31 protein-coding genes and 1 pseudogene are annotated in these 25,719 nt (G+C 53.3%); 30 read left to right on the top strand and 2 right to left on the bottom strand.

Going from position 1 to position 25,719, the window contains the following annotated elements; all coding sequences use genetic code 11:
• The first annotated feature begins 26 nt into the window (after window positions 1-26).
• From M8Q36_RS22205 to M8Q36_RS22115, 20 genes and pseudogenes are all read left to right on the top strand, one after another.
• The gene (locus M8Q36_RS22205) at window positions 27-410 is read left to right on the top strand and encodes a hypothetical protein (RefSeq protein WP_249882398.1); all 384 of its coding nucleotides are present in this window, start codon (window positions 27-29) and stop codon (window positions 408-410) included.
• Window positions 385-1,599: a PcfJ domain-containing protein gene (locus M8Q36_RS22200; protein WP_249882397.1), complete on the top strand. Its 1,215-nt coding sequence runs from the start codon at window positions 385-387 to the stop codon at window positions 1,597-1,599. The genes M8Q36_RS22205 and M8Q36_RS22200 overlap by 26 nt, the downstream gene beginning before the upstream one ends.
• A gap of 73 nt (window positions 1,600-1,672) precedes the next feature.
• Entirely contained in the window at window positions 1,673-2,251 is a 579-nt protein-coding gene (locus M8Q36_RS22195) for a phage baseplate assembly protein V (RefSeq protein ID WP_249882396.1), read from the top strand.
• Window positions 2,248-2,607 (top strand): GPW/gp25 family protein, encoded by a 360-nt coding sequence (locus M8Q36_RS22190; protein WP_249882395.1) that lies wholly within the window; start codon window positions 2,248-2,250, stop codon window positions 2,605-2,607. Before M8Q36_RS22195 ends, M8Q36_RS22190 begins: the two co-directional genes overlap by 4 nt.
• Window positions 2,594-3,502: a baseplate assembly protein gene (locus M8Q36_RS22185; RefSeq protein WP_249882394.1), complete on the top strand. Its 909-nt coding sequence runs from the start codon at window positions 2,594-2,596 to the stop codon at window positions 3,500-3,502. Before M8Q36_RS22190 ends, M8Q36_RS22185 begins: the two co-directional genes overlap by 14 nt.
• Window positions 3,495-4,100, top strand: coding sequence for a phage tail protein I (locus M8Q36_RS22180; RefSeq protein ID WP_249882393.1), 606 nt, complete (start codon window positions 3,495-3,497; stop codon window positions 4,098-4,100). Before M8Q36_RS22185 ends, M8Q36_RS22180 begins: the two co-directional genes overlap by 8 nt.
• Window positions 4,097-4,948, top strand: a pseudogene (locus M8Q36_RS22175) (phage tail protein); the annotation flags it as partial. The gene M8Q36_RS22180 and the pseudogene M8Q36_RS22175, both read left to right, overlap by 4 nt.
• A gap of 66 nt (window positions 4,949-5,014) precedes the next feature.
• Complete coding sequence (locus tag M8Q36_RS25635) at window positions 5,015-5,281, top strand: gp53-like domain-containing protein (RefSeq protein WP_459077347.1); 267 nt, start codon at window positions 5,015-5,017, stop codon at window positions 5,279-5,281.
• A gap of 1 nt (window position 5,282) precedes the next feature.
• Window positions 5,283-5,717, top strand: coding sequence for a tail fiber assembly protein (locus M8Q36_RS22170; protein WP_249882392.1), 435 nt, complete (start codon window positions 5,283-5,285; stop codon window positions 5,715-5,717).
• A gap of 132 nt (window positions 5,718-5,849) precedes the next feature.
• Window positions 5,850-7,022: a phage tail sheath protein gene (locus M8Q36_RS22165; RefSeq protein ID WP_249882391.1), complete on the top strand. Its 1,173-nt coding sequence runs from the start codon at window positions 5,850-5,852 to the stop codon at window positions 7,020-7,022.
• 9 nt (window positions 7,023-7,031) lie between these two features.
• On the top strand, window positions 7,032-7,547 hold the full coding sequence (locus M8Q36_RS22160; RefSeq protein WP_249882390.1) for a phage major tail tube protein: 516 nt from the start codon (window positions 7,032-7,034) through the stop codon (window positions 7,545-7,547).
• Window positions 7,548-7,601: 54 nt separating this feature from the next.
• On the top strand, window positions 7,602-7,904 hold the full coding sequence (locus M8Q36_RS22155) for a phage tail assembly protein (RefSeq protein ID WP_017456120.1): 303 nt from the start codon (window positions 7,602-7,604) through the stop codon (window positions 7,902-7,904).
• A gap of 14 nt (window positions 7,905-7,918) precedes the next feature.
• The gene (locus tag M8Q36_RS22150; protein ID WP_017456121.1) at window positions 7,919-8,038 is read left to right on the top strand and encodes a GpE family phage tail protein; all 120 of its coding nucleotides are present in this window, start codon (window positions 7,919-7,921) and stop codon (window positions 8,036-8,038) included.
• Window positions 8,031-10,832: a phage tail tape measure protein gene (locus tag M8Q36_RS22145; RefSeq protein ID WP_249882389.1), complete on the top strand. Its 2,802-nt coding sequence runs from the start codon at window positions 8,031-8,033 to the stop codon at window positions 10,830-10,832. The genes M8Q36_RS22150 and M8Q36_RS22145 overlap by 8 nt, the downstream gene beginning before the upstream one ends.
• Complete coding sequence (locus tag M8Q36_RS22140; protein ID WP_249882388.1) at window positions 10,829-11,314, top strand: phage tail protein; 486 nt, start codon at window positions 10,829-10,831, stop codon at window positions 11,312-11,314. The genes M8Q36_RS22145 and M8Q36_RS22140 overlap by 4 nt, the downstream gene beginning before the upstream one ends.
• On the top strand, window positions 11,311-12,396 hold the full coding sequence (locus tag M8Q36_RS22135) for a phage late control D family protein (protein WP_502825484.1): 1,086 nt from the start codon (window positions 11,311-11,313) through the stop codon (window positions 12,394-12,396). The genes M8Q36_RS22140 and M8Q36_RS22135 overlap by 4 nt, the downstream gene beginning before the upstream one ends.
• Window positions 12,397-12,463: 67 nt before the next feature.
• Window positions 12,464-12,679, top strand: coding sequence for an ogr/Delta-like zinc finger family protein (locus M8Q36_RS22130; protein WP_072051601.1), 216 nt, complete (start codon window positions 12,464-12,466; stop codon window positions 12,677-12,679).
• 180 nt (window positions 12,680-12,859) lie between these two features.
• On the top strand, window positions 12,860-13,495 hold the full coding sequence (locus M8Q36_RS22125; RefSeq protein WP_249882387.1) for an Ssp6 family T6SS pore-forming effector: 636 nt from the start codon (window positions 12,860-12,862) through the stop codon (window positions 13,493-13,495).
• A complete protein-coding gene (locus M8Q36_RS22120) occupies window positions 13,467-13,685 on the top strand; it encodes a hypothetical protein (RefSeq protein ID WP_017456127.1) in 219 nt (72 codons plus the stop codon). The genes M8Q36_RS22125 and M8Q36_RS22120 overlap by 29 nt, the downstream gene beginning before the upstream one ends.
• A 195-nt stretch (window positions 13,686-13,880) precedes the next feature.
• Entirely contained in the window at window positions 13,881-14,105 is a 225-nt protein-coding gene (locus M8Q36_RS22115; protein WP_249882386.1) for a hypothetical protein, read from the top strand.
• Between the two features lie 230 nt (window positions 14,106-14,335).
• Here M8Q36_RS22115 and M8Q36_RS22110 read toward each other — a convergent pair whose 3' ends face one another.
• Window positions 14,336-16,021 (bottom strand): aspartate:alanine antiporter, encoded by a 1,686-nt coding sequence (locus M8Q36_RS22110; RefSeq protein ID WP_020457185.1) that lies wholly within the window; start codon window positions 16,019-16,021, stop codon window positions 14,336-14,338.
• A gap of 281 nt (window positions 16,022-16,302) precedes the next feature.
• On the opposite strand from M8Q36_RS22110, the gene ybjM reads away from it, so the two are divergent.
• The gene (gene ybjM, locus M8Q36_RS22105) at window positions 16,303-16,668 is read left to right on the top strand and encodes an inner membrane protein YbjM (protein ID WP_249882385.1); all 366 of its coding nucleotides are present in this window, start codon (window positions 16,303-16,305) and stop codon (window positions 16,666-16,668) included.
• Between the two features lie 30 nt (window positions 16,669-16,698).
• On the opposite strand, the gene M8Q36_RS22100 is transcribed toward ybjM, so the two are convergent.
• A complete protein-coding gene (locus M8Q36_RS22100) occupies window positions 16,699-16,962 on the bottom strand; it encodes a GrxA family glutaredoxin (RefSeq protein ID WP_017456131.1) in 264 nt (87 codons plus the stop codon).
• Window positions 16,963-17,136: 174 nt separating this feature from the next.
• Here M8Q36_RS22100 and nfsA point away from each other — a divergent pair, with 174 nt between their 5' ends.
• From nfsA to rlmC, 9 genes are all read left to right on the top strand, one after another.
• Window positions 17,137-17,859, top strand: a complete 723-nt coding sequence (nfsA, locus tag M8Q36_RS22095) for an oxygen-insensitive NADPH nitroreductase (protein ID WP_249882384.1) — start codon at window positions 17,137-17,139, stop codon at window positions 17,857-17,859.
• A gap of 72 nt (window positions 17,860-17,931) precedes the next feature.
• A complete protein-coding gene (gene rimK, locus M8Q36_RS22090; protein ID WP_249882383.1) occupies window positions 17,932-18,834 on the top strand; it encodes a 30S ribosomal protein S6--L-glutamate ligase in 903 nt (300 codons plus the stop codon).
• Between the two features lie 85 nt (window positions 18,835-18,919).
• Window positions 18,920-19,399, top strand: a complete 480-nt coding sequence (locus M8Q36_RS22085; RefSeq protein ID WP_249882382.1) for a type III secretion system chaperone family protein — start codon at window positions 18,920-18,922, stop codon at window positions 19,397-19,399.
• Window positions 19,400-19,748: 349 nt separating this feature from the next.
• On the top strand, window positions 19,749-20,861 hold the full coding sequence (gene potF / locus M8Q36_RS22080) for a spermidine/putrescine ABC transporter substrate-binding protein PotF (RefSeq protein ID WP_249882381.1): 1,113 nt from the start codon (window positions 19,749-19,751) through the stop codon (window positions 20,859-20,861).
• Window positions 20,862-21,002: 141 nt separating this feature from the next.
• Window positions 21,003-22,136, top strand: coding sequence for a putrescine ABC transporter ATP-binding subunit PotG (gene potG / locus M8Q36_RS22075; protein ID WP_045506612.1), 1,134 nt, complete (start codon window positions 21,003-21,005; stop codon window positions 22,134-22,136).
• Between the two features lie 9 nt (window positions 22,137-22,145).
• The gene (gene potH, locus M8Q36_RS22070) at window positions 22,146-23,099 is read left to right on the top strand and encodes a putrescine ABC transporter permease PotH (RefSeq protein ID WP_249882380.1); all 954 of its coding nucleotides are present in this window, start codon (window positions 22,146-22,148) and stop codon (window positions 23,097-23,099) included.
• Window positions 23,096-23,941: a putrescine ABC transporter permease PotI gene (gene potI, locus M8Q36_RS22065; protein ID WP_017456138.1), complete on the top strand. Its 846-nt coding sequence runs from the start codon at window positions 23,096-23,098 to the stop codon at window positions 23,939-23,941. The genes potH and potI overlap by 4 nt, the downstream gene beginning before the upstream one ends.
• A 73-nt stretch (window positions 23,942-24,014) precedes the next feature.
• On the top strand, window positions 24,015-24,485 hold the full coding sequence (locus M8Q36_RS22060) for a YbjO family protein (protein ID WP_249882379.1): 471 nt from the start codon (window positions 24,015-24,017) through the stop codon (window positions 24,483-24,485).
• Window positions 24,486-24,526: 41 nt separating this feature from the next.
• Window positions 24,527-25,657: a 23S rRNA (uracil(747)-C(5))-methyltransferase RlmC gene (gene rlmC, locus M8Q36_RS22055; RefSeq protein WP_249882378.1), complete on the top strand. Its 1,131-nt coding sequence runs from the start codon at window positions 24,527-24,529 to the stop codon at window positions 25,655-25,657.
• The last annotated feature ends 62 nt before the right edge of the window (window positions 25,658-25,719 follow it).

Genomic DNA, 25,719 nt, shown 5'->3' with positions numbered 1-25,719 from the left:
AATCGAAAAAGGTCGAGTTAAATATTGTGAAAGAATGGATACAAATACTTCAAGTTGTCCTCACATGGCCTACAGCTTTTATTTTGGCATTATGTATATTATATCGACCAATTGCCCAAATATTAAAACGTATTGTTGAAAGTAACACTGCAAAAGCTAAATTGGGATTTTTAGAACTAGAGATCGGAGAATTAGCAAAGAAAAGTAAGGAAGCAGTTGATAATTTCAACGAGCTTTCTATTACCATGGCCAAAACAAGACTTCTTGAATTAGAAGTTACTAAGGAAAATTTTTCTCGCAGTTTTTCATCGCAACAACAGGTGAAGCTTAATGGATTGATGTTAGAGCTTGAGAGAAAAATATGTCAACTGGAAGGAGGCGATAATGAAACTTTATCTTTTGAAAAATAAGATTTTCATTATTTTTTCGCCTTTGATGAATGTTGTTGTTAAAGTGTATGTTGAAAATGGATTGGTGTTTTCTGATATATATCATGGGAATAATGTTCAAAGAAAGGAATTGGATTGCGGTATTCCTATTTTCAATGAAAATATCATGGGTAATAATGCCGTCGAACATTTGCTTAATATGTTAAATTCAAACATAAATGACAATGTTTGGGACCTGCTTAACTACAATGATGCACAGACAGAAATGTATAATTCATTGGTGGTAAGCTCATCTCTTAGAGAACTTTTTCTCAGCTGTCCTAATTTGGCTTGGGCAATTATAATACATAACTATTATGATATGGGGTTTCATGTTATCGAATATTATTCTAGGATGAAAAGACGCCAACTGCTTTCAATTTTGACAAGATCTCCCACAGAAGAAAAAATTGTAACTATTATTAAAAAAACAGAAATGTTAGCCGGAAGAAAAGATGAGTTTTCTTGGTTGTCTCGCTGCCTAAGAGAAAGTGATATAATTGATGCCTATAAACATAAAGACAAAATAAAAGTTCAAGAGTTATATTTAGCATATAGATATCGTATATTTGCCGGTTCTGTATTATTGGGAAACATATGTAGTAAACAGAGAGAGTTTTTACGGGAATATAAAAAAGGAATGTGTACTCTTCATAAAATAGTTATGGATAGCATTCGAATTGGGGAAAACATTGGAATTAAAGATTCACGAAGTATAATTATGAGTTGTACTGATAGTGATGCTGTTATGTATTACCATGATAAATGGGCTTTGAAGTTGAGGGAGACGACTAAGTTGTTGCGTGATGATATATTTCTTGAGCGTCCTGCTTTGCTCGAGAATGAAGGGATTTATTTTATTGATTCAATTAATGCATTGATTATTGAAGGTAGAGAAATGGAGCATTGCTTAGCTTCTTATAAGGATAAAGTTATAAATAAAGAAAGTTATATTTTTAAGGTTATTTCTCCGGTAGGTGAGAGAGTGACTTTGGAAATAGGCTTTTCAAAAGGAAAGTTTTTTATCAAGCAAGCTAAAGGTTATCAAAATTGTGAACCTTCGAATTTCGTTCGAGGCTTTTACAATACTTGGCTGAAAGATGAAAACGCGAGACTGGAAAAGATCGAGGAAGATATAAAAATGTCCAAGCTTAGTTTACAAAGAGCCTGACAGGTTTTTTGTACCACAAGTGATACAAGTATAGGTTCTCCCTCTCTTTTTTGCGTTCGTTCATTATCAATAAATGAACGCACAACTTACCGAAATTATGCGCCTTATCACCAATCTGATCCGCACTGGCACCGTGACCGAAGTGGATCGGGAAAACTGGCTGTGCCGGGTGAAAGTGGGCGAACTCGAAACCAACTGGATTAACTGGCTGACCCTGCGCGCCGGCGGTGCCCGGACATGGTGGTGTCCGTCGCCGGATGAGCAGGTGGTGGTGCTGAGCATGGGCGGCAATCTGGAAACCGCTTTTGCGCTGCCCGCGATTTATTCCAATCAATTCGCACCGCCGTCGGATTCCGTGGACGGCTGCGTGACGCAATACCCGGACGGCGGCTGGTTTGAATACGAACCCGCCACCGGGCGCTGGTTCGTCAAAGGCATTAAATCCATGGTGATCGAGGCGGCAGATAATATCACCCTGAAAACCGGCGAGTTCTTAGTGGAAGCCAATACCACGCGCATTAACAGCGAGGTGGTAATCAATGGCGGCATCACCCAGGGCGGCGGCGCCATGAGTTCCAACGGGATCGTCGTGGATAATCACGCCCACATAAAAGTGAAAGCGGGCGGTGATACATCGGGAGGCCCGGTATGACGCTCTATATCGGCATGAGCCGGAATGACGGGCAGACGATGACTGACACGCAGCATCTGCGCCAGTCGGTGCGCGATATTCTGCTGACGCCGCAGGGCAGCCGGCTTGCCCGCCGGGAGTACGGTTCTTTGCTCTCCGCACTGATTGACCAGCCGCAGAACCCGGCGCTGCGCCTGCAGATCATGTCTGCAGTCTATGTGGCGCTGACCCGCTGGGAGCCACGGCTTACGCTGAATTCCATCACTGTCAATAGTAGCTTTGACGGCGCCATGCTGGTTGAGCTTACCGGTCAGCCTAATAGTGGCGCACCTGTTTCCTTTTCCGTATCCACAGGAGCAGCCAATGCCGGTCATTGATCTTTCCCAACTCCCCGCGCCGCAGATTGTGGACGTACCGGATTTTGAGACGCTGCTGGCTGAACGTAAGGCAGCATTCATTGTGCTTTATCCTGCTGAGGAACAGGCCGCCGTTCGGCGCACGCTGTCGCTTGAATCGGAACCCGTCACCAAGCTGCTGCAGGAAAGCACCTACCGCGAAATCCTGCTGCGCCAGCGTATCAACGAGGCCGCGCAGGCGGTCATGGTGGCGTATGCCATCGGCGGCGATCTCGAGCAACTCGCTGGCAACTACAACGTCAAACGCCTGACGGTAACGCCTGCTGACAACAACGCCGTGCCGCCGGTTGCAGCGGTGATGGAAAGCGACGAAGCCTTACGCCTGCGCGTTCCCGCTGCGTTTGAGGGGCTGTCCATGGCTGGCCCGACGGCGGCTTACGAGTTTCATGCCAAAAGCGCGGACGGGCGCGTGGCGGATGCCAGCGCAACCAGCCCGGCTCCGGCTGAGGTGGTGCTTACGATTCTAAGCCGCGAGGGTGACGGCGCGGCGGAAAACGATCTGCTGGCGTTGGTTGAGCAGGCGCTTAACAGCGAGAACGTGCGCCCGGTTGCAGACCGCCTGACGGTACGCAGTGCCGAAATCATCCCCTATAGCGTGGATGCGACGATCTTTCTTTATCCGGGGCCGGAAGCTGAGCCGGTGATGGCGGCGGCAAAAGCCAGCCTGCAGAAATATATCGCCAGCCAGACGCGGCTGGGACGTGATATCCGGCGCAGCGCCATTTATGCCGCGCTGCATGTTGAAGGTGTGCAGCGTGTGAAGCTGGCGTCACCGCTGAATGACGTAGTGCTGAATAAGACGCAGGCGGCATCCTGCACAGATTGGCGTGTTACCAACGGGGGCACGGATGAATAGCCTGCTGCCGCCCGGTTCGTCACCTCTTGAGCGCCGACTGGCGCAGAGCTGCAGTGGAATTACCGATTTGCAGGTACCGCTACGTGACCTGTGGAACCCGCCAACGTGTCCGGTCAGCTTTCTGCCGTATCTGGCGTGGGCCTTTTCCGTTGACCGCTGGGACGAAAGCTGGACGGAGAGCGTCAAGCGCCGGGTGGTGCAGGATGCTTTCTATATCCATCAGCACAAAGGGACAACCAGCGCCGTGCGGCGCGTGGTGGAGCCGTTCGGTTTCCTGATCCGCATCATTGAGTGGTGGCAGACCGGTGAAACTCCGGGGACGTTTCGCCTGGACATTGGCGTGCAGGACCAGGGCATTACCGAAGAAACCTATCTCGAGCTGGAACGCCTGATCAGCGACGCCAAACCGTGCAGCCGTCATCTTGTCGGCATGTCCATCAACCTGCAGACCAGCGGGCCGTATTTTACGGGCGCAGCCAGCTACAGCGGCGAAGAAATCACCATCTATCCGTATATCAACGAAACCATTATTTCCGGCGGCACTGCTTACGAGGGTGGCGCGGTCCATGTTACTGACACAATGAGAGTGCATCCATGAGCCAAAAATTCTATACCCTGCTGACGGAGATCGGCGCGGCGAAACTGGCAAGCGCCGCGGCGCTCGGCGTGCCGCTAAAAATTACCCAGATGGCAGTGGGCGACGGTGGCGGCGTGCTGCCAACGCCCAGCGCACAACAAACCACGCTGATTGGCGAAAAGCGCCGGGCTGCGCTGAACATGCTGTATATCGATCCACAGAACAGCAGCCAGATTATTGCAGAGCAGGTAATTCCAGAAACCGAAGGCGGTTGGTGGATTCGCGAGGTCGGGCTATTCGATGAAACCAACGCGTTGATCGCCGTGGGCAATTGCCCGGAGAGTTATAAGCCGCAACTGGCGGAGGGAAGCGGGCGCACGCAGACCGTGCGGATGATACTGATTACCAGCAGTACCGATAACATCACGCTGAAAATTGACCCCTCCGTGGTGCTGGCAACCCGTCAGTATGTGGATGATAAGGTGCTCGAGCTAAAGGTGTACGTGGATGACCAGATGGCGAAACATCTTGCCGCTGCTGATCCGCATCCACAGTATGCACCCAGGGAAAGTCCAAAGTTCACCGGCACACCAAAAGTGCCGACGGCGGCGGCAGGAAACAGCACCACGCAAATTGCCAGCACCGCCTTTGTACAGGCAGCGATTGCAGCGCTGGTTGGCTCCTCGCCTGGGGCGCTGGACACACTCAATGAACTGGCATCCGCGCTGAGTAACGATCCTGACTTTGCCACCACGATGACAAATGCGCTGGCGGGTAAACAGCCGCTGGACACCACGCTGACGGCGCTGTCAGGCAAAAGCATCGCCGGGATACTTTCATATCTTGGTTTAGGCGAAGCGGCGGAGCGGAACGGGATTACGGGGATTATCGCGTCACCAGGATATTTAAAAATCCCGATAAAGGATGGCGGCAATATGAAAACGCTCATATTGCAGTGGGGGATAGTTTCCAATGGCGGAACCGGACTGACTGGAGAGACAACTTATCCTGTGGTTTTCCCCGGTGGGATTTTAGGGGGGCTTCTTACCGCTCTCGATACTGTAAATGGAGGGTTTAACGTCTCATTCGGTCCTCGCTCATTAGCCGGTTTTACGGCAATTTTCCGCGATATTTCAACTACCGTTTATCCACACGTGCCTACGCGTTTACAGTCTGCAACTTACTGGATGCTGGGATACTAAAATGCCTAAATATATGTATAGTCCTTCACGAAATTTATTTTATGACGCTGATTTAGAGCGCGGATATTCTGATTCAGGAATATGGCCTTCTGATGCAATTGAAGTATCAGAGACTACTTTTTTGTCGTTTACCGGTTTACCTCCTGAAGGGAAAAGACGCCTTTCTGATAATGACGGGCTGCCCTGCTGGGGGGATTTACCGGGCCTGACGCAGCAAGAACAGGTCGCTATTGCAGAGGCGCAAAGACAAGAGCTAATAAACCAGGCCAATGACTATATCAACCGTAAGCAATGGCCCTATAAACTGGCACTGAATCGACTGTCGGAAAACGAAAAGAGAGAATTTAATATCTGGATAGATTATCTCGATGCGCTTGGCGATGTAGATACATCTCTCTCCCCCGATATTAACTGGCCTGTACTTCCCAACGATTAATCCAGTCCTCGCATCTGCGGGGATTTTTTTACCCCGCCCATTGTGCCATTTCTTAAACAAAGCCTGCCGCGTGCGCCGCGCGTATATCAACCAGAACATAGGCGCATCCCAGTAAACCAGAGAGACTGCCTTATGGCTCAGGATTACCACCACGGGGTGCGCGTTGTTGAAATCAACGAGGGCACCCGACCGATTACCACGGTGAGCACTGCCATCGTGGGCATGGTCTGCACCGGCGATGATGCCGATGCGTCCGTGTTTCCCCTTAATAAGCCGGTACTGCTTACCGATGTGCTCACCGCCAGCGGTAAAGCGGGTGAGTCCGGCACGCTGGCCCGTTCGCTCGATGCGATTGCCGACCAGGCTAAGCCCGTCACCGTCGTTGTGCGCGTGGCGCAGGGCGAAAGCGAAGCGGAAACCACCTCAAACATTATCGGCGGCGTAACGGCTGACGGTAAAAAAACGGGAATGAAAGCGCTGCTGTCGGCGCAGTCGCAACTTGGCGTTAAGCCGCGCATTCTCGGCGTGCCGGGGCATGACACGCAGGCGGTAGCCACGGAGCTGCTGAGCGTGGCGCAAAGTCTGCGCGGGTTTGCCTATCTCTCCGCGTACGGCTGCAAAACCGTGGAGGAAGCCATTGCCTACCGCGCTAATTTCAGCCAGCGTGAGGGGATGCTGATCTGGCCTGATTTCATCAATTTTGACACTGTGCTGAATGCAGACGCGACGGCTTACGCCTCCGCCCGCGCGCTCGGTCTGCGCGCCAAAATCGACGAGCAGACCGGCTGGCACAAAACCCTGTCTAATGTCGGCGTGAATGGTGTTACCGGCCTTTCCGCCGATGTGTTCTGGGATCTGCAGGACCCGGCAACCGACGCCGGGCTATTGAACCAGAATGACGTGACCACGCTTATCCGTAAAGACGGCTTCCGCTTCTGGGGTTCCCGCTGCCTCAGCGATGATCCTTTATTTGCCTTTGAGAACTACACCCGCACGGCGCAGGTACTGGCTGACACCATTGCAGAAGCGCACATGTGGGCGGTGGATGGCGTGCTTAACCCGTCGTTAGCCCGCGACATTATCGAAGGTATCCGTGCCAAACTGCGCAGCCTGAAATCGCAGGGCTACATCATCGGCGCAGACTGCTGGCTGGATGAGTCAGTGAACGATAAAGACTCCCTGAAAGCCGGCAAGCTCACTATCGACTACGACTACACGTCGGTGCCGCCGCTTGAAAACCTGATGCTGCGCCAGCGCATCACCGATCAGTACCTGCTGGACTTCTCCAGCCAGGCCAGCGCGTAAGGGGACACCATGGCTTTACCACGCAAGTTAAAACACCTGAACCTGTTCAACGACGGGAACAATTGGCAGGGCATCGTCGAGTCGCTGACGCTGCCGAAATTCACCCGCAAATTTGAAAAGTACCGCGGCGGCGGCATGTCGGGCGCGGTCGATGTGGATATGGGGCTCGATGACGGTGCGCTGGACACGGAATTTTCCATTGGCGGGATGGAGTCGCTGATCTTCAAGCAACTGGGTAAACCGACCGCTGACGCCGTGCAACTGCGTTTCACCGCCTCCATTCAACGTGATGATACTGGCGAAGTGCAGGCCGTTGAGCTGGTCACACGCGGACGCCCCAAAGAGGTTGATTCCGGCGAGCTGAAAACAGGGGAGAGCAACGCCAGCAAAGTCAGTTTCACCAACAGCTACGCCAGGCTGACCATCAATGGTGAGGTGCTGTACGAGGTTGACCTGATCAACATGATTGAAATCGTCAACGGTGTGGATTTGATGGAAGCACACCGCAACGCCCTGGGCCTCTGATAACACTTAACGGCGCGGGCTTCCGCGCACTGTTCCCGATTTAAGGACATAACCATGAGTGACAAAGCAAACGAAAAAACGGTGGTGCTGGATACGCCCATTCAGCGCGGAAAAAATCAGATCACAGAGGTAGTGCTGCGCAAACCGCAATCCGGCGCGCTGCGGGGCACCCGCCTGCAGGCCATCATGGATATGGATGTGAGCGCCATGATGACGGTGATCCCGCGCATCTCCACACCGACACTTACCCCGCAGGAAATGGCAGAACTGGACCCGGCGGACCTCACCGCAATGTCCGTGGAGGTGGTCACTTTTTTGTTGAAGAAATCGGTGCTTGCCGATTTGCCGACAGTCTGACCGTTGATGACCTGGTGGCAGACATTGCCACCATTTTCCACTGGTCGCCGTCCGTCACTGATGCTATGCCGCTGGCTGAGGTGCTGGAGTGGCGGCATAAAGCGATCCTGAGAAGCGGGGCCAGCGATGAGTGACAACAACCTGCGTCTGCAGGTGGTGCTTAATGCGGTTGATAAACTCACCCGCCCTTTCAAAAGCGCGCAGGCCAGCACAAAAAAGCTGGCTGCTGCGCTGAAATCCAGCAAAGAGACGCTTAAATCGCTGAGTGAGCAGGCCGGAAAAATAGATGGATTCCGCAAAGCGCGTTCACAGCTTTCCCTGGCTGAAAGGGATCTTGCAGCCGCAAAACAAAAAGCCGCAGCATTAGCGATTCCGCACGCCGCGAATACACGTGAAATGGCTCAGCAGATCAGGCAATTTGCACAAGCTAAAGCCCGCGTTAAGGAGCTGCAGAGCAAATATGATGGCCTGCGTCAGTCCGTTCACCTCCAGCGTAAGTCGCTTAAAGAAGCCGGCATCGACACGAAAAACCTAAGCAGTGAACAGAGGAGGCTGCGTAAAAGCGCGGACAAAACCAGACAGGCGCTGGACAAGCAACAAAAATCGCTGAAACGGCTGGGTGAGCAGCAGGCGCGCATGAATGCTGCGCGCGCGGACTATTCCCGCCGTCTCGAGGTTCGGGATCGCATTGCCGGAGCAGGAGCCACCACCACCGCAGCGGGAATGGCAATGGGCGCGCCGGTCATGGCGGCAGTGAAAAGCTATGCCAGCATGGAAGATGCGATGAAAGGTGTGGCAAAGCAGGTTAATGGCCTGCGTGATGATAACGGCAACCGCACGGCCCGGTTCTATGAAATGCAGGATGCCATCAAAGCTGCCAGCGAACAGCTACCCATGCAAAACGGTGCGGTGGATTTTGCCGCACTGGTCGAGGGGGGCGCCCGCATGAACGTGGCGAATCCCAGTGATTCATGGGCCGATCAAAAACGCGATTTATTAGTCTTTGCTGCCACGGCTGCCAAAGCCTCCACGGCGTTTGAACTTCCGGCGGACGAGCTCTCTGAAAGCCTCGGAAAAATTGCCCAGCTTTATAAAGTACCGACCCGCAACATCGGGCAATTAGGCGATGCGCTGAACTACCTGGACGACAATGCCATGTCCAAAGGGGCGGACATTATCGATGTTCTGCAGCGCATGGGCGGTGTGGCTGACCGTCTGGATTATCGCAAAGCCGCAGCCCTTGGTTCGACGTTTTTAACGCTGGGTGCCGCGCCGGAAGTGGCAGCCAGCGCCGCTAACGCGATGGTGCGCGAGCTGTCGATTGCGACCATGCAAAGCGACCGGTTCATGGATGGCTTGGATCTGCTGCAAATGAAGCCGGAAGTGCTGGAAAAGCAGATGACTAAGGATGCCATCGGCACTATTCAGCGCGTTCTGGCAAAGGTGAATAAGCTACCGGTGGATAAGCGCCTTTCTGTTATGACCATGCTGTTTGGCAAAGAGTTTGGCGATGATGCCGCGAAGCTGGCAAATAACCTGCCGGAGCTGCAACGCCAGCTCCAGCTCACGTCCGGTAATGCCTCCAGCGGCTCCATGCAAAAAGAGTCCAGTATCAATAAGGATTCGTTGTCCGCTCAGTGGCTGCTGGTTAAGACCGGGGCGGAAAACGCCTTTAGCAGTCTCGGTGAAACCCTGCGCGAGCCGCTGATGGCGATCATGGGCACCGTGAAGCAAGTAACCGGCGCATTTCGCCGCTGGATTGAAGAACACCCGAAGCTCGCCGGGGCGCTCCTGAAAGGCGTGGCTGCGCTGGCAGCTATTGCGGTTGTGCTGGGTTCGGTGATGCTGGCGGTATCCGCTGTGCTTGGCCCTCTGGCACTGATGCGCCTGCAATTCTCCATCCTGGGCATAAAAGGCGGTGGTGCGTTTGGCCTTATCACCAAAGCTCTTGGCGGCGTGGGTAAGGGGATTGTGTGGCTGGGCCGCCTGATGTTCGCCAATCCGATCCTCGCGGTGATTGGTCTGATTGCCATGGCGGCTATTTACATCTGGCAGAACTGGGACACGCTGGGGCCGAAATTCAAAGCCATGTGGGATGCCGTTTGCACTGCCACCACGGCAGCGTGGGAATGGATTAAACAGACTGCCAGCAACGCATGGGAGGGCATCAAGTCCCTGTTTTTCAATTACACCCTGCCGGGCCTGATTGCCAAAAACTGGGAGGCCATCAAGAGCGGAGTGTCGCAGGCGTGGGCCATTATCAGACAAGCAATCAGTGATAAGTGGGCCTCGATTCTGGCTGACGTTGCCGCGCTGCCGGCAAAATTCCAGGAGATGGGCAGCGCCATCATCGACAGCATTCTGAACGGCATCAATGCGAAATGGGAAGCACTGAAAAACAAACTCGCTTCCGTCTCGGGGTACCTGCCGGACTGGATGACCGGAAATGATAGCGTAGCGGGCAAAACGCAGGTGCGGGTAGTTGGCGGTGCGGCAGCCGCTGCGGTTCCGTTTGCCGGCATGTATGACAGCGGCGGTGCCATTCCGCGCGGGCAGTTTGGCATTGTGGGAGAGAATGGCCCGGAAATTGTTAACGGCCCGGCACAAGTGACCAGCCGCAGGCGCACGGCGGCGCTTGCTTCCGTGGTTGCCGGCATGATGGGGGTGGCAACCGCACCGGCAGAAGCCGTGCCGTTCCATCCGATGAGCCTGCCCGCAGCGGCGTACCGTGCGCCGTCTGAGCCAACGACCCGCCAGCCGCCATCGATGCATTTTGAAACCCATGCGCCGATCACTATCTATGCACAACCGGGGCAGAACGCACAGGACATTGCCCGCGAAGTGGCAAGGCAACTGGATGAACGGGAACGTCGCACCAGAGCGAAAGCACGCAGCAACTTCAGTGACCAGGGGGGATACGATTCATGATGATGGTGCTGGGGTTATACGTATTTATGCTGCGTACCGTGCCCTATCAGGAATTGCAGTATCAGCGCAACTGGCGGCACGCGACCAACAGCCGGGTGAACCGCCGCCCGTCGACACAATTTCTTGGCCCTGATAATGATTCCCTGACCCTTTCTGGTGTCCTGCTGCCTGAAATCACCGGCGGCAGGCTGTCATTGCTGGCGCTGGAGCAAATGGCAGAACGGGGTAAAGCATGGCCTTTAATTGAGGGCAGCGGCACCATTTACGGCATGTTTGTGATCGAGAACCTGAGCCAGACCAAAACAGAGTTTTTCGCCGGCGGTGAAGCGCGGCGGATTGAGTTTTCGCTGACGCTGAAACGCGTCGATGAGTCGCTGACCGAAATGTTTGGCAACCTGGGCGATCAGCTTCGTAATCTGCAGGAGACCGCCGCATCGACGATAGGCGATATCAAAAACACGGTGGGAGGATTACTGCCGTGAATTATGACCCTCATAGCAAAACGCCGGCTTTCAGCATCACCATTGCCGGCAACGATGTGACGGAATTGCTCGATGCTCGCCTGATGAGCCTGACGCTGACAGATAACCGGGGCTTTGAAGCGGACCAGCTTGATCTGGAACTGGATGATGCCGACGGGAAAATTGTCCTGCCGCGACGCGGAGCGATTATTAATTTGTCGCTGGGATGGAAAGGGCAGCCGCTTTTCCCCAAAGGGGCATTCACGGTGGATGAGATTGAACATACCGGCGCACCCGACAAGCTGACCATCCGCGCGCGCAGTGCCGATTTCCGCGAAACCCTTAACATTCGCCGGGAAAAGTCATGGCACCAGACAACCGTGGGGGCGGTGGTAAACGAAATTGCTGCCCGGCATAACCTCAAAATGGCGCTGGGTAAAGACCTGGCGGACAAAGTGCTGGATCACCTCGACCAGACCAATGAAAGCGATGGCAGTTTCCTGATGCGGCTGGCGCGCCAGTTTGGGGCGATAGCGTCCGTAAAAAATGGCAACCTGCTTTTTATCCGCCAGGGACAGGGAAGAAACGCCAGCGGTAAACCGCTGCCGGTTATCACCATAACTCGGCAGGCTGGTGACGGTCACCGGTTTACCCTGGCTGATCGCGGCGCGTATACCGGCGTGATCGCCAGTTGGCTGCATACCCGCGAACCGAAGAAAAAAGAGACAACCAAAGTTAAGCGCCGGCGAAAGAAAACCGCTGCGGCAAAAGAGCCGGAAGCAAAGCAGGGGGAATATTTAGTGGGTACGGATGAGAACGTGTTGGTGTTAAGTCGTACCTACGCCAACCGCAGCAATGCGGAGCGCGCCGCAAAAATGCAGTGGGAACGTCTGCAGCGCGGGGTGGCGTCATTCTCCGTGCAGCTCGCAGAGGGCAGGGCAGATCTCTACACCGAAATGCCGATAAAGGTGAGCGGCTTTAAGCAGCCGATTGATGATGCAGAGTGGACCATCACCACGCTGACGCACTCCGTCAGCCCGGATAATGGATTTACGACCAGCCTGGATCTTGAAGTGAAAATAGATGAGTTCGAAATTGAATGATTGGTTCCATAGTGAGAACAATAAGGTATCATTATTGCGAACTGGTTAAGAGTGAGGGCTGAAAATAATGATGAATTGTCCATTGTGCGGGCAGGCCGCGCATACCCGCAGTAGCTTTCAGGTTTCCAGCGAAACCAAGGAACGATACAACCAGTGCAAGAATATTGAATGCGGGCATACTTTCGTCACGCATGAAACCTATGTTCGCTCTGTATGCCGCCCGCAGAAAATCAGCGCGGCTCCGCCTCATCCAAAAGGGACGCAGGGGCAATTAGCTTATTGATTCTGACCCGCCGCTGGCGGGTTTTTTATTGCTTGAAGCTGCCATATTCAAACGCTGTCGGATTGTATTTTAGGCATATACTCTCAAATAAGAATTATCTCAAACAGCAAAGACTGAGGCTGGTCACTACAATTTTTTTTGATTAATCTTTCCCGATGCATATTACGTGAGATGGATTTTATGGATGCAAAAATGATAGCGAAGGGCATTCTCGATGGCCTGGCTTCAATTCCAGAGAGTGCTTATTTATCAGGAGTGAGAACGTGGGATTCACTGGGCGTTATAGACCGCAAGACCAGAGCCCGCAATGAAATTGAAAACGAGCGTTTTTTTCTTGTGCTCAAAAGTATGGCAACAAACGAGTCACCGCTCAGACAACTTGTGTCCACTGTAATAACTGATTTTTATAAGAAGTTGGACGAAAAAGGCAAACAGGCCATTAATGACAAGTTGCATTATGCTGATGCGAAATTGGGTAGTCGGGTAGGTGCTCAGGCTTTTATAACCCAGAAGATCGCAGAAATGATAATCCACCGTGTGCGCATGAAAAAAATCACACAGCGTCTGGTGCGTGTCGGTTCCGCTTTTACTTTCAACATTATTATGATTCAGGGGCTGATTGAGGAATCAGCAAGAGCATCGCGGCGGATGCAGTCCAGTTATCCAGAGACATATTACAAAGTATCTCCCATGAATCTGGATATGGTTTATTTTCTCGCTGAAAAAGAACTGGAACCTTATCTGATGTATATCCACAGTCACCCGATTCAGTGCAAAGGAATTGAAAATGAAATCTGCAAAATCCTCTCCCGCTAAGTTTTGCAAATTCATCGGGCTTCAATCTGCCAGTCTGGTTGAAGGGGTTTCGACCTGCATTTGTTCCTTTGCTGCTTTCGGTAGCCTGTTTGTTTTGGATGGCTGGTTTAAGTTGGCTGGATTTATAGGGTTCTTTATCCTGGCCTATCTGATCGCGTGGTTAATGGATGTTCTGAAAGGCGATGCGTAAAAGCATTTCGGCACAGAGGCGACACACAAACCAAAGGGGTTGCGTATTGATCCTGACCCGAAATCCTGTGCCATCCAGAAACAGAATGCCGGCATAATCTACACTCCCTGAACGGAGGTGGTGCCGTTGAAAAGCCTCCCGAACCATACCTCATGAACACTCACAGTCACCCCATGCAGTGTAAAGGGAGACAGGATGAAATCTGCAAAATCCTCGCAAAATAGCGTTTCTGAAAAAATATGGGTGCATGCGGTCAACATGTTCGATGCCCTGGGTACGGGGATCTTATCTATCGCGGCTTTTGCTTGCCTTGTAGTTCTTGATGACTGGGTTCTAAAGTTGGGCGGGTTTTTAGGCTGCTTTGCATTAATTTGCCTTGTTATCTATCTGTCGGACAAACTCAAAGGCAAGGGGAAGTAATTTTTGTATGTCGCCACTTTGTCGCCTTTTCTAAATTTCCACGACTGAAAGTGCTTGATTGCAAAGACAATAAAATTAAGGCAACAAAAAACCCATCAACCTTGAACCTAAGCGGCGGGGTTGATGGGCTCCACAAAATGGGGACATCAAAGAAAAGCAGTGGCACTAGTTATGACTGACGCCCCACAAAAAAGTTCTGCGCATAACTGAAATATTTCTCAGCTTCAGACTTATCCGAGACCCGGCCAGATAATGATGATCAATGTCCCCGCAAGCGTCAGTAGAACGTTAGCGATGGCGTAGGTTCCCGCATAGCCCAGCGCCGGGATATTGCTGCGCGCTGTATCGCTGATGATCTCCATTGCCGGGGCGCAGGTGCGTGCGCCCATCATCGCGCCGAACAGCAAAGCACGGTTCATTTTCAACACATACGCGCCAAACAGAAAACAAATTAACACCGGTACCAGGCTGACAATAAGCCCGGCAATCAACATCTGACCGCCCACTGCGCCAAGACCGTTGCCGATGCCGCTACCGGCGCTTAAGCCCACGCCCGCCATAAATACCATCAGGCCAAACTCTTTCACCATCATCAGCGCGCCCTGCGGGATATAGCCGAACGTCGGGTGGTTGGCACGCAGGAAGCCGAGCATGATCCCGGCGAACAGGAGGCCGGCGGCGTTACCCACGCCGAAGCTGAAAGAGCTGAACTGGAAAGTGATCATACCGATCATCAGGCCGACAATAAAAAACGCGCAGAAGGCGAGCAGGTCGGTGACCTGGCTGTGAATAGAGATAAAGCCGATGCGGTCGGCAATGGTTTTTACACGACGCGCGTCGCCGCTGACCTGCAAAACGTCGCCTTTGTTGAGCACAATATTGTCGTCAATCGGCATCTCGATCTGGCTGCGGATCACGCGGTTGAGGAAGCAGCCGTGATCAGTCAGCTTTAACTGCGCGAGACGACGACCGACCACGTTATGGTTTTTGACCACCACTTCTTCGGTGACGATACGCATGTCGAGCAGATCGCGGTCGAACACCTCCTTGCCGTTGCGAAAGCTCGGGTCAAGGCGCGCGTGCGCATCCGGGTAACCGACCAGCGAAATTTCATCACCCATTTGTAGCACGGCATCACCGTCGGGGCTGGCGAGAATGCCGTTGCGGCGAATGCGCTCGATATAACATCCTGTCTGGCGGTAGATCCCCAGCTCGCGAAGGTTTTTACCATCGGCCCATGCCACCAGCTCCGGCCCCACGCGGTAGGCACGGATCACCGGCAGATAAACTTTGCGGTGCGCATCGGTATCCAGACCGCGTTCACGAGCGATCTGCTGGGCGCTGGTCTGTAAATCCTGGTGCTGTAATTTCGGTAAATAACGTGCGCCGAAAATCAGGCTCACCAGACCAATCAGGTACGTCAGGGCATAACCGAGGCTCAGGTTATCCAGCGCGCTGGAGAGTTGTCCGTTTTCCATACCGGAATGGCGAAGCGTGTCGCCTGCGCCCACCAGAACTGGTGTCGAGGTCATCGAACCGGCCAGCATACCCGCCGTCAGGCCAATATCCCAGCCGAACAGTTTGCCAAGACCTAAAGCGATCAACAGCGCGCTGCCCACTAATACCAGCGCCAGCATGAGGTAATTCTTACCGTCGCGAAAAAAAATAGAGAAAAAGTTTGGTCCGGCTTCAACACCAACGCAAAAAATAAACAGCATAAAGCCAAGATTAAGTGCATCCGTGTTAATGCTGAAATGTTGCTGGCCTAATAATAATGAAACCACTAAAACGCCAATGGAATTACCAAGTTGAACAGAACCCAGTCGTAATTTACCGAGACAAAGTCCGAGTGCCAGAACGACAAACAATAACAGTATGTAATTCCCGTTTAACAAATCTGCGACGTTTATATTCACGGAGGCTAACTTCTTGTTTACTTGTAAGCTGTTGAAAGAAATGGTTATTTGAGCTAGTGTTTTGCTCATGCGCTGGCGTACGAAAAAAGCGGTGCAACACCAGACACTCCTCACAAAACAAAAACAGGCCGCTAGTTTAATCGTATTAGATTACAACGGCTAGTGAGAATCGCGTATTTACGTGGGTGCTTTTCTGGCACGGATTGCCGCAACGCTTTATCTGTCCGGACATTCTTTTGAACGAGTTGTTAGTGCGATAGAGAAAAAGTCAGGAGGCGTGTTTGAAGAACAGGCGAAGTCGGGTCGGCGTTATTTGCTGCGCATTACTTTTTATTGCGGTGTGTTTGTTGCTGGTCATAAATATGAAAGGCGCGCTACCCGTGTCCGGTAATCCTGAATTAGGCTTACTGCTTTTCACGCTTCCCGGTATTGTCGGTGGGCTGATTGCTCGCCGACGCAAAGCGATCGTGCCGCTTTTCGGCGCCGTGCTGGCAGCTCCATTCTGCTATGTGCTGATTTACCTGCATTTAGCCTCTTCGCAGTCGAACTGGCAGGTTATTGCCTGGTTGTTCAGCGCGATTTTCTGGTGCGGAATGGGCGGGTTATTCTATCTTTTCGTGCGCAAAATTCTGCGCTGTAAAAAATAAAACGCCCTCAGAAAGAGGGCGTTGCTCGGCTCAGGCAAACAGGCCGAAATGTTCTTTGGCGTAGGCCTCGAAATCGGTGCAGCCACCAATGTGTTTCTGGTCGAGGAAAATCTGCGGCACAGTTTCAACCGGTTTCCCGACGGTTTTTTCCAGGTCGGCTTTGGTGATGCCTTCCGCGTGAATATCCACGTAGCGATAGTTGAAATCATCACGCTCGGCGGTCAGTTTTTCTGCCAGTTCTTTTGCGCGTACACAGTATGGGCAGCCAGGGCGGCCAAAAATTACAGCAAACATACTCTCTCCCAAATCTGAAGGTAACTGCCGGTTATCATGACCATAACTGCGCGTAATGAAAAGCAGGTTATGCCTGTTGCTTTAATCTTTACAACCTTTCAGCGCAAATTGCGGATACTGCGACGGCGCAGGCTTCGCCTATACTGAGGGACTTGTTTATTTGGGAGATTATTCATGACACCAACTATTGAATTGCTGTGCGCCCATCGCTCCATTCGCCATTTTACCGATCAACCGATTACCCAGGCGCAGCGCGAGGCGATTATCGCCAGCGCGCAGGCGACATCCAGCTCCAGCTTTTTACAATGCAGCTCGATAATTCGCATCACCGATCCTGCGCTACGCCAACAACTGGTGACGCTCACCGGCGGGCAACAACATGTGGCGCAGGCGGCGGAATTTTGGGTGTTCTGCGCTGATTTCCATCGGAATTTCCAGATTTGCCCTGAGGCGAATCCAGGGCTGGCGGAGCAGTTGCTGCTCGGCGTAGTCGATACCGCGCTGATGGCGCAAAACGCCTTCACTGCGGCAGAATCGCTCGGGCTTGGCGGCGTTTATATTGGCGGAATTCGTAACAGCATTGAAGCCGTAGGTGAGTTATTGCAGGTGCCAAAACATGTGCTGCCGCTGTTTGGCCTGTGCCTTGGCTGGCCGGCGGATGCGCCGGATAAGAAACCGCGTCTGCCTGTGCAACTGGTGGTGCATGAAAACCGCTATCAGCCGCTGGATAAAGAGGTGCTGGCGCAATATGACGAGGAGATCGCCCACTACTATATGACGCGCGACAGCAATACGCGGCGTGACACCTGGAGCGACCATATTCGCCGCACCATCATTAAAGAGAGCCGCCCGTTTATTCTCGACTATTTGCATAAACAGGGATGGGCGACACGCTAATTCCCATTCATCCTGCACGTCGCTGCGTGTATCATACGCCTGCTTTGACAGGTCTTTTTAGAGAGGTGCAGGGTGAAAATTGCCATATTGTCCCGGGATGGAACGCTCTATTCGTGTAAACGCCTGCGCGAAGCGGCGATGCAGCGCGGTCATCTGGTTGAGATCCTCGATCCGCTTTCCTGTTATATGAATATCAGCCCGGCGGCCTCGTCCATTCATTACAAAGGCCGCCAGTTGCCGCATTTCGATGCGGTGATCCCGCGTATCGGCTCGGCCATCACCTTCTATGGCACCGCCGCGCTGCGTCAGTTTGAAATTCTTGGCAGTTATCCACTCAATGAGTCAGTGGCGATCACTCGCGCCAGAGACAAGCTGCGCTCGTTGCAGTTACTGGCGCGTCAGGGGATTGATCTGCCGGTAACCGGCATTGCCCATTCACCGGACGATACCAGCGATCTGATTGATATGGTCGGCGGCGCGCCGCTGGTGGTGAAGCTGGTGGAAGGAACGCAGGGCATCGGCGTGGTGCTGGCGGAAACCCGCCAGGCAGCGGAGAGCGTAATTGACGCTTTTCGCGGTCTGAATGCGCACATCCTGGTGCAGGAGTTTATTGCCGAAGCGAAGGGAACCGATATTCGCTGTCTGGTCGTCGGCAATGACGTGGTCGCCGCCATTGAACGCCGGGCGAAAGAGGGCGATTTTCGCTCCAACCTGCATCGCGGTGGCAAGGCGCTGGTGGCACATATTACCGAGCGTGAGCGTGAAATCGCGCTGGCTGCCGCGCAAACGCTGGGGCTGGATGTGGCTGGCGTCGACATCCTGCGCGCCGAACGTGGCCCGCTGGTGATGGAAGTTAACGCATCGCCCGGGCTGGAAGGCATCGAAAAAGCCACCGGCATTGATATTGCGGGTCGCATGATCCAGTGGATTGAACGCCAGGCAACGCCGGGTTTTTGCCTGAAAACCGGCGGTTGAGGCGATTTTCCCGCGCAATTAATGGTACGTTCTGGCCTTTTTGCGTAAGCTATGGCCAATTTTTTCGCTAAGAGAGCACTGCTTTATGGATTCACTCGTCGTTCCGGGTCTGGACACGCTGCGTCACTGGCTGGATGAACTGGGCATTAACTTTTTTGAGTGCGATAACTGCCAGGCGCTGCACCTGCCGCACATGCAAAATTTTGATGGCGTGTTTGATGCAAAAGTCGACCTTGTTAATGACGTTGTGCTGTTTACCGCTATGGCGGAAGTCAAACCGTCAGCACTGCTGGCGCTGGCCGCCGATCTCTCCGCCATCAATGCCAGCTCGTTGACCGTGAAAGCGTTTCTCGATATTCAGGATGATAATCTGCCGAAACTGGTGGTGTGCCAGTCTTTATGCGTCGGGCCGGCCATTACGTTTGAACAGTTCGCCTGGTTTATGCGCCAGAGTGAAGAGCAGATTTCAATGGTCATTATGGAAGCCAACGCACATCAACTGCTGTTCACGCCAGGCGAAGAAGAGATGGTGGCAGATGAAGAGTCACACAATTTTCTCCACTGACTCTGTGCAGCATTAACGCAGTCGCTGCCACGGCGGCTGCATAATAAATATTTTTATTCTGCTATTAACCTTTCCTTAAAGAATTTTTCACCGCTATTCCTCGCGTAACGGCTTATCACATAGACGTATCCTGCATAAAAAATTGATAAAAGGCGTTTTTTAATCTGACCTATAGCCTCAAACCCTGGCTACAGTTATTCTTGCGATGCTTAAAACAGCATGCGGTGTCAGCCGGAAGCGTTTTCTTCTCCGGGGCTGTGCAGAGTGACAAAATATGCATGATTCTTGCATATCTTATGATGCGTACATTTAGTTCGTATGTTAACGGACTTTCCAGAAGGAATGAGATATGACCGCCTTGAGCAAAAAATGGGTATCAGGTCTTGTCGCGGGTGCGTTGATGGCTGTCTCTGCCAGCACGCTCGCAGCCGAGCAAAAGACACTGCATGTTTATAACTGGTCTGATTATATTGCGCCGGACACCGTCGCGAATTTTGAAAAAGAGACGGGCATCAAAGTCATTTATGACGTGTTTGACTCCAACGAAGTGCTGGAAGGCAAACTGATGGCGGGCAGCACCGGCTTTGACCTGGTGGTGCCTTCCGCGAGTTTCCTTGAGCGCCAGTTGGCCGCCGGGGTGTTCCAGCCGCTGGATAAGAGCAAACTGCCGAACTGGAAAAACCTCGATCCGGACGTGCTGAAAATGGTCGCTAAGCACGACCCTGACAACAAATACGCTATCCCGTACCTGTGGGCGACCACCGGTATTGGCTATAACATTGACAAAGTGAAAGCCGCGCTCGGCAAAGACGCGCCGGTAAACAGCTGGGATCTGGTGCTGAAGCCGGAAAACCTGGAAAAACTGAAAAGCTGCGGCGTCTCATTCCTTGATGCGCCGGAAGAGATTTTTGCCACCGTGCTGAACTACCTCGGCAAAGATCCGAACAGCAGCAAAGCGGATGATTACAGCGTTGCCGCGACCGACCTGCTGTTAAAACTGCGTCCGAACATTCGTTACTTCCACTCTTCTCAGTACATTAATGACCTGGCAAATGGTGACATCTGCGTGGCTATTGGCTGGGCGGGTGACGTGTGGCAAGCGGCAAACCGTGCGAAAGAAGCGAAGAATGGCGTGAATATCAATTACACCATTCCGAAAGAGGGCGCGTTGGCGTTCTTCGACGTCTTCGCGATGCCGGCTGATGCCAAAAACAAAGACGAAGCGTATCAGTTCCTCAACTACCTGATGCGCCCGGATGTGATTGCCCATATCAGCGATCATGTGTTCTACGCCAACGGTAACAAAGCCTCGGTTCCGCTGATCAGCGCAGAAGTGCGTGATAACCCGGCTATCTTCCCGCCGCCGGATGTTTTCGCCAAACTCTTTACGCTGAAAGTCCAGGATCCGAAAATCGACCGCGTAAGAACCCGCGCGTGGACTAAAGTTAAAAGCGGCAAATAATTCAATCACCTGACAGGTGATAAGGCTGCACCGTGGCGGTGCGCCTGCCCCAAAAATGGACAGAGGTGATGCCGCCTCTGTCCAGTCATTTGTACGACAACTCGTTGAAACGGGTTGATGTTTTTGCCGGAGAGCACTTGAGTGAATGACGCTATCCCCCGCCCACAGGCGAAGAGCCGCAAGGATCTGACGCCGCTGCTGGAAATTCGCAATCTGACCAAATCCTTTGATGGTCAGCACGCCGTTGATGATGTCAGTCTGACGATTTATAAAGGTGAAATTTTTGCCCTGCTTGGCGCGTCCGGCTGCGGTAAATCAACGTTGCTGCGCATGCTCGCTGGTTTTGAGCTGCCTACCCACGGGCAAATCATGCTCGATGGCGTAGACCTGGCGCATGTGCCGCCTTATTTGCGCCCGATCAACATGATGTTCCAGTCCTATGCGCTCTTTCCGCATATGACCGTGGAACAGAACATTGCTTTCGGTCTTAAACAGGACAAGTTGCCGAAAGCGGAAATCGCCAGCCGCGTGGCTGAAATGTTGCACCTGGTGCATATGAGCGAATACGCCAAACGCAAGCCGCACCAGCTTTCCGGCGGCCAGCGCCAGCGTGTGGCACTGGCGCGCAGCCTGGCGAAACGCCCGAAACTGCTGCTGCTGGATGAACCGATGGGCGCGCTCGATAAAAAGCTGCGCGACCGGATGCAGCTCGAAGTGGTGGATATTCTTGAGCGCGTTGGCGTGACCTGCGTCATGGTGACCCACGACCAGGAAGAGGCGATGACCATGGCCGGGCGTATCGCCATCATGAACCGCGGTAAATTTGTGCAGATCGGCGAACCGGAAGAGATCTACGAGCACCCGACCACGCGTTACAGCGCTGAGTTTATCGGTTCGGTGAATGTGTTCGAAGGGCTGCTGAAAGAGCGTCAGGAAGATGGTCTGGTGATCGACTCCCCGGGGCTGGTGCATCCGCTGAAAGTGGACGCCGATGCGTCGGTCGTGGATAACGTGCCGGTGTTCGTGGCGCTGCGCCCGGAAAAGATCATGCTCTGCGAAGATCCGCCGGCCGACGGCTATAACTTTGCCGTCGGGGAAGTGGTGCATATCGCCTACCTTGGCGACCTCTCTATTTATCACGTGCGTTTGCAAAGCGGGCAGATGATCAGCGCCCAGTTGCAGAACGCGCATCGCTACCGTAAAGGCGCGCCAACCTGGGGTGATGAAGTTCGCCTCTGCTGGGATGCCGATAGTTGTGTGGTTCTGACGGTTTAAGGAGCGGCGATGAGTACACTGGAGCCACCGTCCCGCGTCGAAAAACCGGGCGGTTTCACTTTATGGCTGGGGCGCATGCAGATGCGTCACGGGCGCAAACTGGTTATTGCGCTGCCCTACATTTGGCTGACTTTGCTGTTTCTGCTGCCGTTTTTGATTGTGTTCAAAATCAGCCTTGCAGAGATGGCGCGGCAGATCCCGCCGTATACCGATCTTATCGAGTGGGCGGACAGCCAGCTGACGGTCACGCTGAATATCGGCAACTTCCTGCAACTTACCGACGATCCGCTCTATTTTGAAGCCTATCTGCAGTCGTTACAGGTGGCGGCGATCTCAACGCTTTGTTGTCTGCTGCTGGGGTATCCGCTGGCCTGGACTGTGGCGCACAGCAAACCGTCGACGCGCAATATTCTGTTGCTGCTGGTGATTTTGCCGTCATGGACCTCGTTTCTCATCCGCGTGTATGCATGGATGGGGATCCTGAAAAATAACGGCGTGTTGAATAATTTCCTGATGTGGCTGGGGGTTATCGATCAGCCGTTGACGATCCTGCATACCAATCTCGCGGTATATATCGGGATTGTTTATGCCTATTTGCCGTTTATGGTGTTGCCGATTTATACCGCGCTGACGCGTATCGATTATTCACTGGTAGAAGCCTCACTGGATCTCGGGGCGCGTCCGCTGAAAACCTTTTTCAGCGTGATTGTGCCATTGACCAAAGGCGGAATTATCGCCGGTTCGATGCTGGTGTTTATCCCGGCGGTTGGCGAGTTTGTCATCCCGGAACTGCTCGGCGGCCCGGACAGCATTATGATTGGCCGCGTGTTGTGGCAGGAGTTCTTTAATAACCGAGACTGGCCGGTGGCATCGGCGGTGGCGGTGATTATGCTGCTGTTGCTGATTGTGCCGATCATGTGGTTCCACAAACATCAGCAGAAACAAGGGGAGGACCACGCATGAACAACTTACCGGTAGTGCGCTCTCCGTGGCGCATTTTGATCCTCGTGCTCGGTTTTACGTTCCTGTACGCACCAATGCTGATGCTGGTGATCTACTCCTTTAACAGCTCAAGGCTGGTCACCGTATGGGCTGGCTGGTCGACGCGCTGGTATGGCGAGCTGTTTCACGACGACGCGATGATGAGCGCGGTGGGGTTAAGCCTGACCATCGCCGCTTGTGCGGCGACGATGGCGGCGGTGCTGGGGACTATCGCGGCGGTGGTGATGGTGCGTTTTGGCCGCTTTCGTGGCTCAAACGGTTTCGCCTTTATGATAACGGCACCGCTGGTGATGCCGGATGTGATCACCGGCTTGTCGCTGCTGCTGCTGTTTGTGGCGCTCGGCCATGCGATTGGCTGGCCTGCCGATCGCGGGATGCTCACTATCTGGCTGGCCCATGTGACCTTCTGTACCGCGTATGTGGCGGTAGTGATCTCTTCACGCCTGCGTGAACTGGATCGCTCCATCGAAGAGGCGGCAATGGATCTTGGAGCGACGCCGCTAAAAGTGTTCTTCGTTATCACGCTGCCAATGATCATGCCGGCGATTGTTTCCGGCTGGCTCTTGGCCTTTACCCTGTCGCTGGATGACCTGGTGATCGCCAGTTTTGTTTCGGGGCCGGGAGCGACGACATTGCCGATGCTGGTTTTCTCCAGCGTGCGCATGGGGGTGAACCCGGAAATCAACGCGCTGGCGACACTTATCCTTGGCGTGGTCGGGATTGTTGGTTTTATCGCCTGGTATTTAATGGCGCGGGCGGAAAAACAGCGGATCCGTGATATCCAGCGTGCAAGACAAGGCTGAACTTATTAGAATCGTGAAATTGTGTTGCTGATGCCGCGCTTGTCGCGGCATTTTTCACAGGGAAATCATCGGATTGGGGTTCTTCAAGAAAACCGCTCATCACGCGAAATTGAATGTGCCGGCACTGGTGCAGGTGGCGGCCATCGCCATTATTATGATTCGCTGCGTTGATGTATTGATGGTGTTTAATTTGCTGGGATGGCGCGGCCTGTTCGATTTTGTGCAGCGCAGCGCGCAGACCTGGAGCCTGACGCTGGTTTTCCTTGGCAGCCTGTTTTTAGTGTTTGTCGAAATACTCTGTGCTTTCTCGGTGGTGAAAGGGCGACGCTGGGCGCGCTGGCTTTACCTCGTCACACAGGTGGTGGCGACCGGTTATTTATGGGCTGCTTCGCTCGGGTATGGCTATCCGGAACTGTTCAGTATTGCGGGTGGTTCCCGGCGGGAGATTTTCCAGGCGTTAGTGATGCAAAAACTCCCCGATCTGCTGGTGTTATTCCTGCTGTTTGTTCCCGCGCCCAGCCGACGCTTTTTCCGCCTGCAATAACGGTGGTACAATCCCGGCCCCGCAAAATGAAAGGCTTTACTATGCAGTGCGCTCTCTTCGATGCTGGTCGTTGTCGTTCCTGTCAATGGATAGAACAACCGGTTTCACAGCAACTTACCGCGAAAATGGACGATCTCCACACGCTGCTGGACGGCTTGCCTGTCGCGCAGTGGTGTTCGCCAGTGAGTGGCCCGGAGCAGGGGTTTCGTAATAAAGCCAAAATGGTGGTCAGCGGCAGCGTAGAAAAACCGCTGCTTGGCATGTTGCATCGCGACGGTACGCCCGAAGATTTGACCGACTGTCCACTCTACCCGCAGACTTTCGCTCCGGTTTTTGCCGCGCTCAAACCGTTTATTGCCCGCGCCGGGTTAACGCCTTACAACGTGGCGCGTAAACGCGGTGAGCTGAAATACCTGCTGCTGACCGAAAGCCAGCAGGATGGCGGCATGATGCTGCGCTTTGTGCTGCGCTCGGAGGCGAAACTCGCCCAGTTGCGCGCGGCGTTGCCTGAGTTACAAGCACAATTACCGCAACTTAAAGTGATTTCCGCCAATATCCAGCCGGTACATATGGCGATCATGGAAGGTGAGACAGAGATTTTTCTCACCGGGCAGCAGGCGCTGGCGGAAAACTTTAACGGCGTGCCGCTGTGGATCCGCCCGCAGAGTTTTTTCCAGACCAACCCGACCGTTGCCAGCGCGTTGTACGCGACCGCCCGCAACTGGGTTCGGGCGCTGCCGGTTAACCATATGTGGGATCTGTTTTGCGGCGTCGGCGGTTTTGGTCTGCACTGCGCAACGCCGGAGATGCGCCTGACCGGTATTGAAATCGCCCCGGAAGCGATTGCCTGCGCCACGCAATCGGCACAAGCGCTTGGCTTACAAAATCTGCATTTCCAGGCGCTGGATTCCACCCAGTTTGCTACCGCTTCGCACGATATTCCTGAGCTGGTGCTGGTTAACCCGCCCCGGCGCGGGATTGGCGCGGCGCTGTGCGACTATTTAAGCCGCATGGCACCGCCGTACATCATCTACTCCAGCTGTAACGCCAGTTCGATGGCGAAAGATATTCGCCTGCTGCCGGGTTATCGCATTGAGCGCGTTCAACTGTTCGATATGTTCCCGCATACCGCGCATTACGAGGTGTTGACCTTGCTGGTTCGCCATCCCTAATTTTCGTCAATGCCATAACCGGACCCTAATGGCATAATGCTCTGGCGTAAATAAACAATGGA

Origin of the sequence: Kosakonia sp. R1.Fl, from assembly GCF_023516815.1 — a bacterium.
GTDB lineage: Bacteria > Pseudomonadota > Gammaproteobacteria > Enterobacterales > Enterobacteriaceae > Kosakonia.
The sequence above is the reverse complement of the archived record's forward strand: the minus strand, read 5'-3'. Positions and strand labels throughout refer to the sequence as shown.

What these genes read in the sequence shown, in the direction of transcription:
- M8Q36_RS22200 (WP_249882397.1), top strand. Translation starts at nt 385, where the DNA reads ATGAAACTTTATCTTTTGAAAAATAAGATTTTCATTATTTTTTCGCCT.
- M8Q36_RS22195 (WP_249882396.1), top strand. Translation starts at nt 1,673, where the DNA reads ATGAACGCACAACTTACCGAAATTATGCGCCTTATCACCAATCTGATC.
- M8Q36_RS22190 (WP_249882395.1), top strand. Translation starts at nt 2,248, where the DNA reads ATGACGCTCTATATCGGCATGAGCCGGAATGACGGGCAGACGATGACT.
- M8Q36_RS22185 (WP_249882394.1), top strand. Translation starts at nt 2,594, where the DNA reads ATGCCGGTCATTGATCTTTCCCAACTCCCCGCGCCGCAGATTGTGGAC.
- M8Q36_RS22180 (WP_249882393.1), top strand. Translation starts at nt 3,495, where the DNA reads ATGAATAGCCTGCTGCCGCCCGGTTCGTCACCTCTTGAGCGCCGACTG.
- M8Q36_RS25635 (WP_459077347.1), top strand. Translation starts at nt 5,015, where the DNA reads ATGAAAACGCTCATATTGCAGTGGGGGATAGTTTCCAATGGCGGAACC.
- M8Q36_RS22170 (WP_249882392.1), top strand. Translation starts at nt 5,283, where the DNA reads ATGCCTAAATATATGTATAGTCCTTCACGAAATTTATTTTATGACGCT.
- M8Q36_RS22165 (WP_249882391.1), top strand. Translation starts at nt 5,850, where the DNA reads ATGGCTCAGGATTACCACCACGGGGTGCGCGTTGTTGAAATCAACGAG.
- M8Q36_RS22160 (WP_249882390.1), top strand. Translation starts at nt 7,032, where the DNA reads ATGGCTTTACCACGCAAGTTAAAACACCTGAACCTGTTCAACGACGGG.
- M8Q36_RS22155 (WP_017456120.1), top strand. Translation starts at nt 7,602, where the DNA reads ATGAGTGACAAAGCAAACGAAAAAACGGTGGTGCTGGATACGCCCATT.
- M8Q36_RS22145 (WP_249882389.1), top strand. Translation starts at nt 8,031, where the DNA reads ATGAGTGACAACAACCTGCGTCTGCAGGTGGTGCTTAATGCGGTTGAT.
- M8Q36_RS22140 (WP_249882388.1), top strand. Translation starts at nt 10,829, where the DNA reads ATGATGATGGTGCTGGGGTTATACGTATTTATGCTGCGTACCGTGCCC.
- M8Q36_RS22130 (WP_072051601.1), top strand. Translation starts at nt 12,464, where the DNA reads ATGATGAATTGTCCATTGTGCGGGCAGGCCGCGCATACCCGCAGTAGC.
- M8Q36_RS22125 (WP_249882387.1), top strand. Translation starts at nt 12,860, where the DNA reads ATGGATGCAAAAATGATAGCGAAGGGCATTCTCGATGGCCTGGCTTCA.
- M8Q36_RS22120 (WP_017456127.1), top strand. Translation starts at nt 13,467, where the DNA reads ATGAAATCTGCAAAATCCTCTCCCGCTAAGTTTTGCAAATTCATCGGG.
- M8Q36_RS22115 (WP_249882386.1), top strand. Translation starts at nt 13,881, where the DNA reads ATGAAATCTGCAAAATCCTCGCAAAATAGCGTTTCTGAAAAAATATGG.
- M8Q36_RS22100 (WP_017456131.1), bottom strand. Translation starts at nt 16,962, where the DNA reads ATGTTTGCTGTAATTTTTGGCCGCCCTGGCTGCCCATACTGTGTACGC.
- nfsA (WP_249882384.1), top strand. Translation starts at nt 17,137, where the DNA reads ATGACACCAACTATTGAATTGCTGTGCGCCCATCGCTCCATTCGCCAT.
- M8Q36_RS22085 (WP_249882382.1), top strand. Translation starts at nt 18,920, where the DNA reads ATGGATTCACTCGTCGTTCCGGGTCTGGACACGCTGCGTCACTGGCTG.
- potF (WP_249882381.1), top strand. Translation starts at nt 19,749, where the DNA reads ATGACCGCCTTGAGCAAAAAATGGGTATCAGGTCTTGTCGCGGGTGCG.
- potH (WP_249882380.1), top strand. Translation starts at nt 22,146, where the DNA reads ATGAGTACACTGGAGCCACCGTCCCGCGTCGAAAAACCGGGCGGTTTC.
- potI (WP_017456138.1), top strand. Translation starts at nt 23,096, where the DNA reads ATGAACAACTTACCGGTAGTGCGCTCTCCGTGGCGCATTTTGATCCTC.
- rlmC (WP_249882378.1), top strand. Translation starts at nt 24,527, where the DNA reads ATGCAGTGCGCTCTCTTCGATGCTGGTCGTTGTCGTTCCTGTCAATGG.